Raw genomic sequence first — 12,878 nt, forward strand, 5'->3', positions numbered from 1 at the left:
CTCTATAATTTAATTAAATTGTTATAACTGTTGCTTGCTAGTTTATAATATTGAACAGACTCTTTATACTTCCCTATCTCTTCTAACTTTGCTGCCAGCAATTTTGCGTAGATTGCTAGATTGCCGTAATCGCCTTGCTGTTTCAGATAAGGTATAAAGTCATCTGCTAATACCAATCTAAACTTTTTTACATCGCCATTTAACAAATACATATATACTTGAATAATGTAATTAAAAAATTTGTAGTAATACTTGTTTTTAGCTAATTCCAATATTTCCTCGGCCTGTCGTAAATGCTGTTTTACTTTATCAAAATCACTAATTGTGTAATATTCTTGAATTAAACGAGTAATAGCTGCTAATCTATCTTTGTGTTCTAATTCTTTATTTTCAAGAGCAATTAAGTAATTCTTGATTGCTTCTTCCGAATTGCCCATTGTTGAGTGCATATATCCAAGATTATGATGCGCTAGTTGAACGACATCTTCACTGTGATTTAATTCTCCTAAGTGTTTTGCCAGATTATAATTTTTTAACGCTCTCTCTGGCATCTTAATTCTTTGATACGATATTCCTAATAAGATATGACATTGTGCACAGCGAATAAAATTATAATCCCGTTGAAATACTTCCATTGCCTGCTTCGCATAATCGATAGCCTCTAAGTCTTCCCATAGTTTGCTGTGGGTGACTGAAAATATATAATGCAAATCGGCGATTTCCGCTTCATTAATATTGGCTAGGCGAATCTTTTCCTCTGCTGTTTTATAACAACGCATTGCTTGATGCTGCTCTTCTTTATGTGAGTAATAGTTGCCTTTAAATTTATACCAATAGTAGGCATGTGTATCACTAAATGTGTCTACCATTTCATTCAGCTCATTGATTTTCTGTAATGCTTTTCCATAGTCCCTTAAAACGATATAATAACGAATTTTATGAATTTCGAACAAGAGTGTGTTATTATTAATACTTCGATCCATCAGCTGTTGTAATTCTTCATACTTCTCTGTCATAACGCGCTTATCATACCTGTCAAACAGCATATCGTACCATTCTTTGCACTTCTCTTCAATCTGTAAGTCAGTCTCATCCGTTAGTTCAATTCCTAATCGGTTGCAAAGTAATTGAATGATTTCCGGGTTTGGCTTTGTCTTTTTATTTTCTATTTTTGATAAATAGGATAAGGAAACGATGCCTTTCGATAATTCACCTTGTGTCATATTACGCTTTGTTCGCTGTAATTTAATAAAAGGGCCAATTTCCATTAAGCTCTCACCCACCGTCTACAATTGATACTTGCATGTGCTTAGTGCTATTATAACATAAATTCAGATAATTCATATTGGGAAAATAATCTGATTTTTCATATGGTTCCCCATCAAAAATCGTCATATAACTTTCTTATTTTCCTCTAACAGGAAAATACACATAAATTTGGCTAAAATTGCTAAAAACCTATGATTTATTTATTAGTACTTTTTATGTAAAAAATTGTTCGCAATCGGTAAAAAGTTTAATTTCAAACTAAAATTTAGGTACGGAGAAGTATAACATTAAGATTACCAAAAAAGTTAAGGGAGAAAATTACCATTGTGTGCAACAACAAAAACATTAAATATAGTATCTGAGCTATTTCTGTCAAACTGTATATAATGCTGCGTTTAACAAGATATCTTTTTTTGGTTGCTACCCATTACTAAGTTTTCTCTTTTCTAACTAAACCATTAAAGATCTAAAAACGATAACTGATTGTAAACTTACTGATTTCAAAAACTAAAATTCACTTCCATTTCAGTACACAACGGCATTTGTTTACTAACAAATCTTTAATTTTCCCATAATGATTGTTAGCACTTGTTAAGAGACTAATTTCTCTCGTCTATTAAGTTTTAAAATGCTTGAGCACTGTGTATATATAAATGTCAAGATAAGAATGTACATTTTTGGTTGTTTGAGTATGTACAATTTCACTTGCCAAACCATATACAATATACCTGAGTGAGCTTACGACTCTTTGTTTTCCGTTTGTATGTGATCTTTTAAACGATAGAATCTCCCACGATATTAACTATAGTTGCGTGATGTAGAACTCTATCTAAAATCGCGTTAACTATCTTCGGATCCTGAAATATCTCTCCCTATAATTTAAAAATCGCATTTGTAGTAAGATAGTGCTTTTTGCTTCATATCTTAAATCAATTAACTGGAAAAACAGCTTGGCATCCTCTGTATCAATTTAGGTAACCAATTTCGTCAATGATTAATAGTTTATATTTTACGTAATGTTTCAACCTAGCTTCCAGCCTATTCTCTAATTTTGCTATTTTAAAATTCAAGACTAAATCATTGCACTCTATAAAGTAAATGCTTATCCTTTTCTTGGCTGCTGCAATACCTATTGAGGTCGCTAAGTGAGTCTTCCCTACTTCGCTGGATCCTATAAAAACGATGTTTCCTTTTCTTTCAATAAATCTTAAAGTGGCAAAATCTAAAATTTGATCTTTATTAATAGAAGGATGAAAAGTAAAATCTTTTATCTCTGGAAATGCTGCAACCTTTACCTTTGATTTGACCATATTAATTTCTTTCATATCAATTTTGTAATCGGTTAACTTAATTAGTGTTTTCACAAATGACAATTGATTATGATTCATAAAATCAATCGTTTCATCTAAATGCTTGATCATTTGGTTTAACTTCAAATACTCTAGAGTACCTATAAGCTTTGAATAACTACTATTCATTTTTATACACCTCATTAATTGCTGCTAAATTCTACATGAGTAAGCGTCAAATAACCTATCCAACGTAGGATAGATAAAGCTGAGATGACACACAGTATGTCACGAGTGGTAAATGTATTGATAACCGACCAATGGAATCTTTTTGGGGAACACTCAAAAGCGAAAAGTATTATTTACATAAGTATGAGACATTTGAGAAAATGTCTCGTTATACATTTTTATAACTACTAACGACCTAGTCCCATAGAATATAGAGCTAAAGCCGCTTAGATTTATTTTTATTTCTACTGTCTACTTGACAGGGGCAGTTCAAAAAACTTATCACAATCAAAGAGTCCATATAACTTAACTTATTGGTTCCTAAAATTCAAGAAGGCTGAGATAGTCTAAAAGGCTCCTGATCCGCCTCCACCAACTCCAGTACCTCCTCTGGGTTTCAATAAATATTTTGAAACTAAATAAAGTTTCATATATTTTTCCTCCTTATTTTTAATATATGAACTATCACTAGCGTTGCATTAATTAAAACAAAATATTAAAAATACCCGAAATATTCGCTAATTTACTATGTCGCAAAGAAAAAGTCCTTTATAATGGATATAGTCAGGTGGTTATTCGTCCAAATCCAAAAATAAAGGACCTTACACATGGACAAGATTACACCAAAAACGTCATTTGGACAATGGTTTTCATCAATTAATCTTCAACAGTTTGAACAAAACGTGAAAACCATGAAATTAGATTACTATACAAAAAAGTTAACGACCGAATCATTTCTAAAATTATTGCTTTTTGCGCAGCTGGAAGAAGTGGAGAGTTTACATGAATGAAACGCTTGTCTTCTCGATGACCAACTTCAAAACGAAATCGATCTTGACTCGATAAGTATCTCCCAGCTGTCTCGTCGATTAAACAGGATGAATCCAGAACTATTTCAAGGATTATTTCTTGATTTAGTGTCTCAGATTCACACTCAAACACACTATCCAAAGCTTCATATGCCCTTGAAGATCATCGATTCAACTACATTGCCACTAAATTTAACCAATCATAGCTGGGCAGAATTTCGTAAAACAAAAGCGGGTATAAAAGTACATTTAAAACTCGTTTTTATGGCAAAAGGAACATCCTACCCTGAAAAAGCCGTTTTGACGAATGCGAAAGAACATGATCGCAGCCAGCTTGAAGTCTTAGTAGATGATAAGGAATGCATGTATGTGTTTGACCGTGGATACCTTGATTACGAACGTTTGGATCACATGATGGATGATGGCTACTTTTTCCTCACAAGACTGCGGAAAAATGCATCTATACGAGCTGTTTATGACTTTAAACTGCCGGAAGATTCAACGGTTTTATCGGACCAAATGGTGTTGATTGGCACGCCACAAAACCGGGCAGAAAATTATTTCCGACTAATCAAAGTGGAGGATACAAAAGGAAATATCCTTCAGCTTATTACCAACCGTTTTGATTGGAGTGCCGAAGAAATCTCCGAAATGTACAAATCACGTTGGGCCATTGAATTGTTTTTCAAATGGATGAAACAGCATGTGAACATCAAAAAGTTTTATGGCCATAGCGAATCAGCCGTTTACAATCAGGTGTTTATTGCGATTATCGTAATTTGTTTAAATGTACTCGTTCAACTCAAAGCAAACAGCAAGCGAAGTTTATTACAAATTAGCCGCTATTTAAGAGCATCCTTATGGAAACCAGCCTATATCTGGCTTCGAAAAATAGAAGGGAAAGGTGCTTCTTAATAAGAAAAACGGCGCTGTCAACTTAGTCTAATTGTAAATATATTCCAAATGGATGGAGCCACCTTTAGTTGGGCATTTACTTTTTTGGCTCTCTTAGCTAAATAATTAAAACAGAAAATTTAGATATTTTTTATGCAACGCTAGTGATAAACTATACGAACACAAATTATTAAAGTTACTATAAAAATGGTGAAATCTAAAAGATCAACTATGGATCTGAGTCAATATTTGACACAAAACAATTAAGTTGAAAAGCAACTCTCAATCTGTGATATGAAATACCTTACATGGCTTGACAAGGGTCCTCTGCGGGCATGAATTCTATGCCAGGAAGCCAGCTTAGACAAAAATAAAACTGGCATGCTATATGAAGCTATCATGCCCGCCTCTCCATGTAAAGCCAAGCACTGGACGAAGTGTGTGCGTTATGCCGCAATTCCTATCACCTCATTTTCTAACTCTCGTGGTGTTTTATAATCGATGCTGCCGTGGATTCTTTTACGATTGTACCAGCCCTCAATATATTTAAATAATTCTACATTGGCTGAGTGGAAATCGAAATAACTAACATGATTAGCTTCTTCTCAACGATTCTATGGGGGCATTGTCATAGGGGTATCCCTTATGACTAAAAGAATGGGTCATATTATAGGACTCCGTAACTTTCGCAAAATCATCACTTGTATATTGGGAGCCTAAATCGGAATGAAAGATCAATCCATCCATTGGTTGTTGTGTATCAAAAGCATTTTTTAAAGCATTTGAAATTAAATCAGTTGTCGTGAAACGTGAGAAAGAGTATCCAACTATTTTTTGTGTTTAAATCCCTGACAGAAGCTAAATAGCACCAGTCATCCCGTAACGTGTTTAGATAAGTAATATCACCAACCCATTTCTCATTAACGGTAGTTGTTGTAAAGTCTCTTTTCAGAAGGTTTTCTCGCTCAGTTACTTTTTCTTTACTTGGTATTGGTCTATATTTATTCGTTGTAATGGAACGAATATTTTCGCTTTTCATCAAACGTTGAACCCGCTTTAGACTTTTTTAAGCATATGTTGAATTTTGGGTGAACCGTAACGTTGTTTACTTTCTGTATGAATTATTTTAATTTGTTGAGTTAGCTCTTTATTTTCCCGTTCACGATTAGATTCTGTTTTATTTAACGTATCGTAATACGTACTTCTTGGAACATCTAATACATCACAAAGGATTTGAATGGAATGCTTTTCAATAACAGTAGTTAGCCCAGTAAGGATTTATTTTTTCGCGAATATGGCCATAGCCTTTTTTAAGATTTCATTTTCCTCCTGAAAACGGAGCATTTGTTTTTTCATTTTAGCAATTTCATCGACTGTAACAGTTGATCCATCCCCCGTTTTTATGGAAGTATATCTTTTAAAGCATAAACGGTTACATCGGAAACGTCATATTCACTACTTAAATCTTTAACTGAACTACCAGAATAATAAAGATCTACAATCATCTTTTTAAAATCTTTATTATATTTTTTACCGTTATTTTTGTTTCCCATATAGACACAACCTTTCAATAAAAAGTATTGTCAATTTCCTCGAAAAACTTAACGTGATTGTTTGTGTCAATGAAACTATACTAGCATCACTACTTTAATTAGCTTAGTTTCGTTTATTAAAATCCTTTTTTTAAAGTGGATCTACAGCAATGGACATCATTTACAATTTTTTTATAACATGAATCAATTTCACAATTGCTCTTTTTAAAAACACACAGATCTGCAGAATTTTTAAATGTATTTTTAAAAATTTTTCTTAAGCAGCTTGTTGCTGGTTTAACAGTACATTGATACGATCCGCAGCCAATTTTGAAGCATTATAAACAAGTGTTACGATGTCAAAGTGTACTTTTGCTCGTTTTCCAGTTCGATAACGAACATTGTTGAGTTGGAAAAACTCCTTGAGATAGGCATTCACACGTTCAACAGCCGTGCGACGTTTGAAAATAGTTTTCCAAGATTTGGATCCACGAGCAGGTGCTGTATATCTTCGAAGGTCTGTCGTAATTTTTACCTTGTCAACCTTTTGACAGATCCCCTCGTTTGCTAAAGGACAGTCCTTGCATTCTTTTGGTCCTGTAAATTTCAACGTTTCGTACCTGGCATCAAAGCTATCATAACGATAAGAATGTTCACGAAAGCAAGTCGGGGCAAATTGTTTGTCAAAGCCCACTGGATCGCCTTCATTTTTCTTATTGTAAGCAATGACAGATTGTTGTCCCATACGATGCACTTGTTCATAGATCGGATCATAATCATAGCCGGCATCCATTGTCTGATAGTGTAATGTCGAGAGAGGAAGTCCATTAACACCCTTTAATAATGGGATGGCAGCCTTTCCGTCATTCATACTGCCTGAGGAAAAAAGGGATTGTAGAATGTATTGACTTGATGTGCCAACAGCTAAATGGCCTTTATAGCCATACCAGAAAACATTCTTTCCTTCCGAGTTCTTTTTCACACCCCATTTTGGGTCCTGAGGAACTTCAGCGCGCAATTCGGCTAAAGGTACATTCAATTGTGCTTTTATTTTCTTTTCGAAAAGCGGGAGATGAGCTTCCTTCTCTGCTTGTTCAATCAGCCATTTTTCACGCTCTTCCTTGGATTTTCGCCCACGTTTTTTGGGTTCAGCTTTTGGCTTTTCTTCTTTTGGCGGTGCTTGATCACGTGCTTCGAAATGGGTTGCATCAATAGCTACGGTGTCATCCGTAATAAAGCCCCCTACAATTGCTTGAAGAGTAACTTTTTCTTGTTCCTTTTCTAGGATTTTCGAGTCACTTAACTTGGTTAAAATCCGGGAGTAGGCAGCTTCAGAAGGGACCTTATCAGAAACAAGGAAGCCACAATTCCATTTAAATGTAATATCATCATTTAGTCGTTTGATTAGATCCTTTATCGTTGGAATGCGTTCCACGATCCGTACAAAAATAGAAATAATCATAGCTGCGTAATTAAGTTTTACGGGCGCACCCAGGCGTGATTTTTTATTAATTTCGTAATAGATGGCATCCAAGTTTATAGTTGAAATAATTGCTTCATATTTTTGGGTAGGTTCCATGTCGTATAATTCTTGGATGCCAAATAAGCTTTCTTGTCGTATAATGGTCATAGGGAGTACTCCTCCAGTCTTTTATGGTTGTATGGTAACTACCATTATACAAGATTTGGGGAGGTACTTCCTTTTTTGTCTCTCAAATACGTTGGGAGACAAGGGATGGGATTTATGAAATTGATTCAACCTACAAATCAAATTAATAAAAATACTATTTTGGTTCTCATAATATAAAATACTTTGTTTAAATAGATGACTAAACATAGGAAGCTCCTTTTGTCGATTCATTTTACAGGAAAGAGGTCTTCCTTATAAATCAATGTTTATTGCTTCATTTGTCACATTTGAATTATAGGATTTATAATTAACGAGAACATCGCTATAAATATAAGTACACTTTTAACTTTAGTTTGTTGTTTATTTTCAAATATTAGTTTGAACCCTTTATAATAAATAAAGAACTGCCATAAACTTGTTAAAGATATTGTTATTAAAATATTTGCAATAAATGATTCCGAACCCTGAAGAAAGAAAAATAAGCTTGTTGGAGATATACTAATTGGCTCTTTAGTTATCAGTTGAATGATAGTTCTTAAAAATAAATCAATTAATAAAGGAATATATGCAAATATACCTAAACAAAAAATTACTCTGAAATTAGATTTAACACGTAATATAATAAACAATATATAAAAAGATAAAGTATTAATGAAAATAATGATAAGAGGGTTTATTAGTGCTGAAAAAGCTACTCCAACCAACATGAATGTTTTATATGCATCAAAAAGATGTTCATCTATTGATGAGCCTAAAATTAAGGTTATTTGTTCTTCTCTCGTTGAAAGAGTAGAAACTATAGCTAATAAAGTAGTAATAATGCAAATTATAATAATTTTAGGTGATAAATCCTTCTTTTGTAGTTGCATATTTAAAGTATTATTAGGTTTATATAAAACTTTTCCTAAAGATATTATATTTTTCATTTTGCACCTCTCTATTCAATAAAGTTAATTACTAGGGGTGTTATATAAGATTCAACAAAAGCAGCGAGCACAAGTAAAGATACTATTAATCCAATAATATAAATCATATTAACAAAGTTAACTTTAATTTTTTGACCTTTTATCAGACTAATTATAATTTTATAAGGGTATAATCCAATTGCTCCAGCCAATATTATTGCTGGTATCTCAAATAAACCATGAGGTAAAATATACAAGAAAGATTCCAAAAGAGTTGTTCTATTAGTTAACCCTTCAATACCTACACCGAGCATCATACCATTTAAAGTAAGTTGGATAATACTTGAAATTCCAAATGTTAACAATCCAGCGATAAATACCAATATAGCTTTTATGTTATTTTTGAGGTAATCCAATGGGTCACTAGACATTATTATCTTTTCATTTGTAGAACCATCTATACTTTTTCCAAAATATATACCAAATACCATAGAAAGAAAGTAAATAGTTAGCGCACATATAATTAATAGTTTATATTCTTTTAGTCTGTATAACATAGAAACTCCTTTTAAATCTTTTATTTAGTAATAGACAATAAAACAGTTTCAAGGGAATTATCCGAATAATCCTTAATTAAATTTTTAATATCTCCTTGGTACAAAACTTTTCCTTTATCTAAAACAATGATTCTACTACACAGATCTTGAACTATATCTAATCTGTGCGATGACATAACTATGCTAATTCCATTTTTAGAAGATAAATTTTTTAAAAATTGTTTTGTTTTATATGTAGATTTTGCATCATAACCTGTCATAGGTTCATCTAATACTAAAATATCGGGATTAGGAATAATACCTGCTATTAAGGATAGTTTATGTTTAGTACCAAAAGATAGTTTTTTTATGTATTCATCTTTCATATCATACATATCAAATTCTTTTAAATACTTTAATATATTTTGTTTTAGTGCTTTGTGTTTAATATTATTCAACCTACCGATAAATAATAAGAATTCCTCTGGAGTTAATAAATTGTAAATATACATTTCTGTTGGAACATAGCCTATCTTTAAATCATTAGTAATGGTAACTGAGCCACTGTCAAAATCCGTATAAATATTAGTCATACAATTTAAAAGAGTAGTTTTTCCTGCTCCATTGTGGCCAAGTATACCAACTATTTCACCCTTGTATATTTCTAAAGAGACATCATTCAATATTTCATTTTGGACTTCATCATCAGAGAATGAAAAGTTTAAATTATCTACTTTCAAAGCAACCTCCATTTTAGTAAACCCACCTTTTCCACCATGATTTACGTAAAATAAGTAATAAAATAATACTATATATTATAGATATAAATATTATTATTCCTAAAGAGAACATAAAGAATTCAACATTGTTCAATATTTTTGCGTATTTATAGGCACCAAGTACTGCTAAAGTTGAACCGCAAATGAATTCATAAAAGGTCGTCAAGGCAGTTTCTAGTATATTAGCTTTTTGGGATGTTCCTATACGCGACTCGTGCTCCCAATCAAATCTAGGGAAAATGACTGTACTAGAAATAAACGTTATACTAATAACAAACGTAACAAGGATAATTGTCAAAACCGTGAACAATGAAATCGTAAAACTCAATGATATTGTAAAAGAAAAAAGAAAAAATACTATTAAATTAATAATTAGTAATAAGGAAAAATGTAATGTTAACTTACTTACTATTAATATGTTATAATTTTTTATGTTTGTTTTAAGTTGATAAATATATTTACCTTCAGAATCTATACTTGTTATTTTACCTAAAAAAGTTCCACATATAGGTGTGGTTAGACAAACAACAGCAAAAATTGTAATGAAAGAGGTAATACTAGAATCTAACAGTCCTATTTGATTCAGGGTTGTAGATACTCCTAAGAAGAAAAAAATAAGGTAAAAATAAACTTTCATTGAAGGAATCACTAGATCATAGCTTCTTAATAAGAGTAATGTATCTTTTATTAAAAAAGATTTTATTGGGCTAGAAATCTCCAGTTTCTTTGATAGGTATTTTAACCTTAATTCTTTTTGTTCTCCAAAGTCTAATCCTTTTAAGGGGTAATATGAATCCAACTTTATATTTAAAACAATTAGCATATAAAAGAGACAAATAAAAACAACAAAAAAATACACAACATTACCATTTAATAATGAACTAGTTACAAATAGATCTAATAATATCCACTCAAAGTTACTTTGGTTAGCTAGGTTATCCAAATGAATTAATTGTCCTCCAGTTAAATAACTTGATACAGCTACCCCTGTTAAAAAAATTAAAAATAATATAATAACTGTTTTTAAAATACCCTTTTTATTAACTTTTTTAATAGATGGATTAATTAAATAATAAAGGGATATTAATAACATCTTAAAAAAAAGACAAGATATTATAATTAAAAAAAGGTTTAATGTGAAAAAAAATATTGGAATATTTATTGGATTAGCCGAATTAAATCCGACACTTGCCCCAACCATTATAGGAATATAAAAAAAGATAACACTAAGAAAATACACATCTACCATCTTAGACATACGTATCTTTAATGGGGAAATCCCTTGTAACTTTAGTGTTGAGAAATCATTAGAAAAAAAGGTTCTTAGATATACCTCTCTAAATGATTGGGTTACAAGTATATAAGATAGAATTAGATATAAAAAACCAAATATTATCTTTATAGTATGGAGGTTAAAACTAATTCCATTAGAAATAAATAAATTTGTAAATCCATTTGCTATAAAATAAAAAAGAATACCAACTAAGAATGGAAGAAAGATGAAAAAACTGTACATAGTTTTACCTTTTAAAACAATGTAAGGGTTTATTTGGTTAATAATCCATCTAAGATACAGTATATGCTGAATCTTTACAATGCGTAATAAAGTAGTCATAACGAACTCCTATCCAAGAAATACCGACAAGATAAAAATCTTGCCGGCTACTTGTAAGTATAATTACCAAGCTACTACAGCTGCTTCTCCCAATTTTTTAAGTTTTCGTTTAATAAGTAGAACTAGAGCAGCATACCCCATTCCAATAATTCCACCGGAAGATATAATAAGTGCAGCAATTGACCAAGCTGATGCTCCGGCATTAACCATATCAACAACTTTTTTGGCTGTGTCATGAGAGATTCCCATAGAAGAAACCAAATCTAAAACATTTTCCATTTTGTCACCTCCTATTTTATACAAATTAATCTTAGAATAACATAGAAATAAATGGAATACTTTTTTCCTATTTAGTAGTAATTTTGTCATTTTTTGTACTATTCCTTTCTATTTATGATATAATATATTATAAATAAAGGAATATTTTGTTATTTCAAGGGGTGATAAATTGAAAAATACAATTTTACTAATTAATGGGAGAGATTTTCCTATAAATATAAAATCAAGGTTGAATAATATTCAACAATTTCACTTTCTAGAAATTATGAGTTTACATGAATTTAAAGAAATCAATGAAAATAAATTATTAGTAGCATTGATTGTAGTAAATGATATTAATTCCTTTTTATTTGCAAAAAATTTACGCGACAAAGTTCCTAATACGGAAATCATTTTCTTTTCTAAGAATGCTAGTTTTGCCTATAAATCGTTTGAGTTTAGACCAATCAACTTTTTTGTATTCCCGATTGATTTTGGTGAATTATTAAATGAGGTGTATAGTATATATTATAAAAATAATGTAAAAGGAGGAAGTGACCATTATTTTCACCTTAAAGTTCAAGAAGGACTATATATATTAAACGTCGAAGAAATAATTTTTATAGAGAAAAGAGAAAAAAAGGTAATCGTTTATTTAAAGAATAAAAAGGAATTAATATTTTATGGTACTTTAAAAAATTTAGAGGAAAAATTAATAAACTATAATTTTGTTCGCACACATCAATCATTTTTAGTACCACTAAAAGAAATATTAGAAATTAAACAGGATTCATTGTTTTCTTCCTATATTATTAAACTCAGGAGTTGCAGGAGAGAGATTCAACTGAGTAAATCCAAATACTCTAAAGTATTATCTCTCTTGCAATCCAATACTTTATCTTTAACAACGTGACCCTATTGTTTTTTATTCATATAAATGTAATAGGATAAAAAGTAGGTAATAGTACCTATTAGTAATATTATGGTACTAGATACATTGAAATGACTAATAAATGAAGGAATTATGGATTGAAGATATTCTAGGTTACTTAGTGAAACTAATGATACGTAAAGCATAATAACAAACCAACTAGTAGTTGCAGCTTCTCTTCTGATTAATTTTTGACGCTCATC

At 31.2% G+C, this 12,878-nt stretch carries 8 protein-coding genes and 3 pseudogenes; 2 read left to right on the forward strand and 9 right to left on the reverse strand.

What is annotated here, in order from left to right:
* Positions 1-2: 2 nt before the first annotated feature.
* Positions 3-1,268, reverse strand: a complete 1,266-nt coding sequence (locus BN1066_RS03915; RefSeq protein WP_077318197.1) for a helix-turn-helix domain-containing protein — start codon at positions 1,266-1,268, stop codon at positions 3-5.
* 774 nt (positions 1,269-2,042) lie between these two features.
* Positions 2,043-2,762, reverse strand: a pseudogene (locus BN1066_RS03920) (ATP-binding protein).
* Between the two features lie 632 nt (positions 2,763-3,394).
* Here BN1066_RS03920 and BN1066_RS03930 point away from each other — a divergent pair.
* Positions 3,395-4,510, forward strand: a pseudogene (locus BN1066_RS03930) (IS4 family transposase).
* Between the two features lie 425 nt (positions 4,511-4,935).
* Here BN1066_RS03930 and BN1066_RS03935 read toward each other — a convergent pair.
* The 7 genes and pseudogenes from BN1066_RS03935 to BN1066_RS03970 all read right to left on the reverse strand — a co-directional run bounded on the left by BN1066_RS03935 (position 4,936) and on the right by BN1066_RS03970 (position 11,765).
* A pseudogene (locus BN1066_RS03935) lies at positions 4,936-6,042 on the reverse strand (IS3 family transposase).
* A gap of 256 nt (positions 6,043-6,298) precedes the next feature.
* Complete coding sequence (locus BN1066_RS03945) at positions 6,299-7,651, reverse strand: transposase (protein WP_077318198.1); 1,353 nt, start codon at positions 7,649-7,651, stop codon at positions 6,299-6,301.
* Positions 7,652-7,932: 281 nt separating this feature from the next.
* A complete protein-coding gene (locus BN1066_RS03950) occupies positions 7,933-8,577 on the reverse strand; it encodes a YIP1 family protein (protein WP_077318199.1) in 645 nt (214 codons plus the stop codon).
* A gap of 11 nt (positions 8,578-8,588) precedes the next feature.
* Positions 8,589-9,113, reverse strand: a complete 525-nt coding sequence (locus BN1066_RS03955; protein ID WP_077318200.1) for a stage II sporulation protein M — start codon at positions 9,111-9,113, stop codon at positions 8,589-8,591.
* 20 nt (positions 9,114-9,133) lie between these two features.
* Positions 9,134-9,844, reverse strand: a complete 711-nt coding sequence (locus BN1066_RS03960; RefSeq protein ID WP_077318201.1) for an ABC transporter ATP-binding protein — start codon at positions 9,842-9,844, stop codon at positions 9,134-9,136.
* Position 9,845: 1 nt separating this feature from the next.
* Positions 9,846-11,486: a hypothetical protein gene (locus BN1066_RS03965; protein WP_077318202.1), complete on the reverse strand. Its 1,641-nt coding sequence runs from the start codon at positions 11,484-11,486 to the stop codon at positions 9,846-9,848.
* A 63-nt stretch (positions 11,487-11,549) separates the two neighbouring features.
* On the reverse strand, positions 11,550-11,765 hold the full coding sequence (locus BN1066_RS03970) for an uberolysin/carnocyclin family circular bacteriocin (RefSeq protein ID WP_077318203.1): 216 nt from the start codon (positions 11,763-11,765) through the stop codon (positions 11,550-11,552).
* 169 nt (positions 11,766-11,934) lie between these two features.
* Between BN1066_RS03970 and BN1066_RS03975 the strand changes: the two genes are divergently transcribed.
* Positions 11,935-12,657, forward strand: a complete 723-nt coding sequence (locus BN1066_RS03975) for a LytR/AlgR family response regulator transcription factor (RefSeq protein WP_077318204.1) — start codon at positions 11,935-11,937, stop codon at positions 12,655-12,657.
* Positions 12,658-12,878: the final 221 nt, after the last annotated feature.

This window comes from Virgibacillus proomii, assembly GCF_900162615.1.
In the GTDB taxonomy this organism is placed as follows: domain Bacteria; phylum Bacillota; class Bacilli; order Bacillales; family Amphibacillaceae; genus Virgibacillus; species Virgibacillus proomii.

Bases quoted from the DNA above. Each gene is read 5' to 3' on its own strand.
- BN1066_RS03915 (WP_077318197.1), bottom strand. From the start codon at position 1,268: ATGGAAATTGGCCCTTTTATTAAATTACAGCGAACAAAGCGTAATATG.
- BN1066_RS03955 (WP_077318200.1), bottom strand. From the start codon at position 9,113: ATGTTATACAGACTAAAAGAATATAAACTATTAATTATATGTGCGCTA.
- BN1066_RS03970 (WP_077318203.1), bottom strand. From the start codon at position 11,765: ATGGAAAATGTTTTAGATTTGGTTTCTTCTATGGGAATCTCTCATGAC.
- BN1066_RS03960 (WP_077318201.1), bottom strand. From the start codon at position 9,844: ATGGAGGTTGCTTTGAAAGTAGATAATTTAAACTTTTCATTCTCTGAT.
- BN1066_RS03950 (WP_077318199.1), bottom strand. From the start codon at position 8,577: ATGAAAAATATAATATCTTTAGGAAAAGTTTTATATAAACCTAATAAT.
- BN1066_RS03965 (WP_077318202.1), bottom strand. From the start codon at position 11,486: ATGACTACTTTATTACGCATTGTAAAGATTCAGCATATACTGTATCTT.
- BN1066_RS03945 (WP_077318198.1), bottom strand. From the start codon at position 7,651: ATGACCATTATACGACAAGAAAGCTTATTTGGCATCCAAGAATTATAC.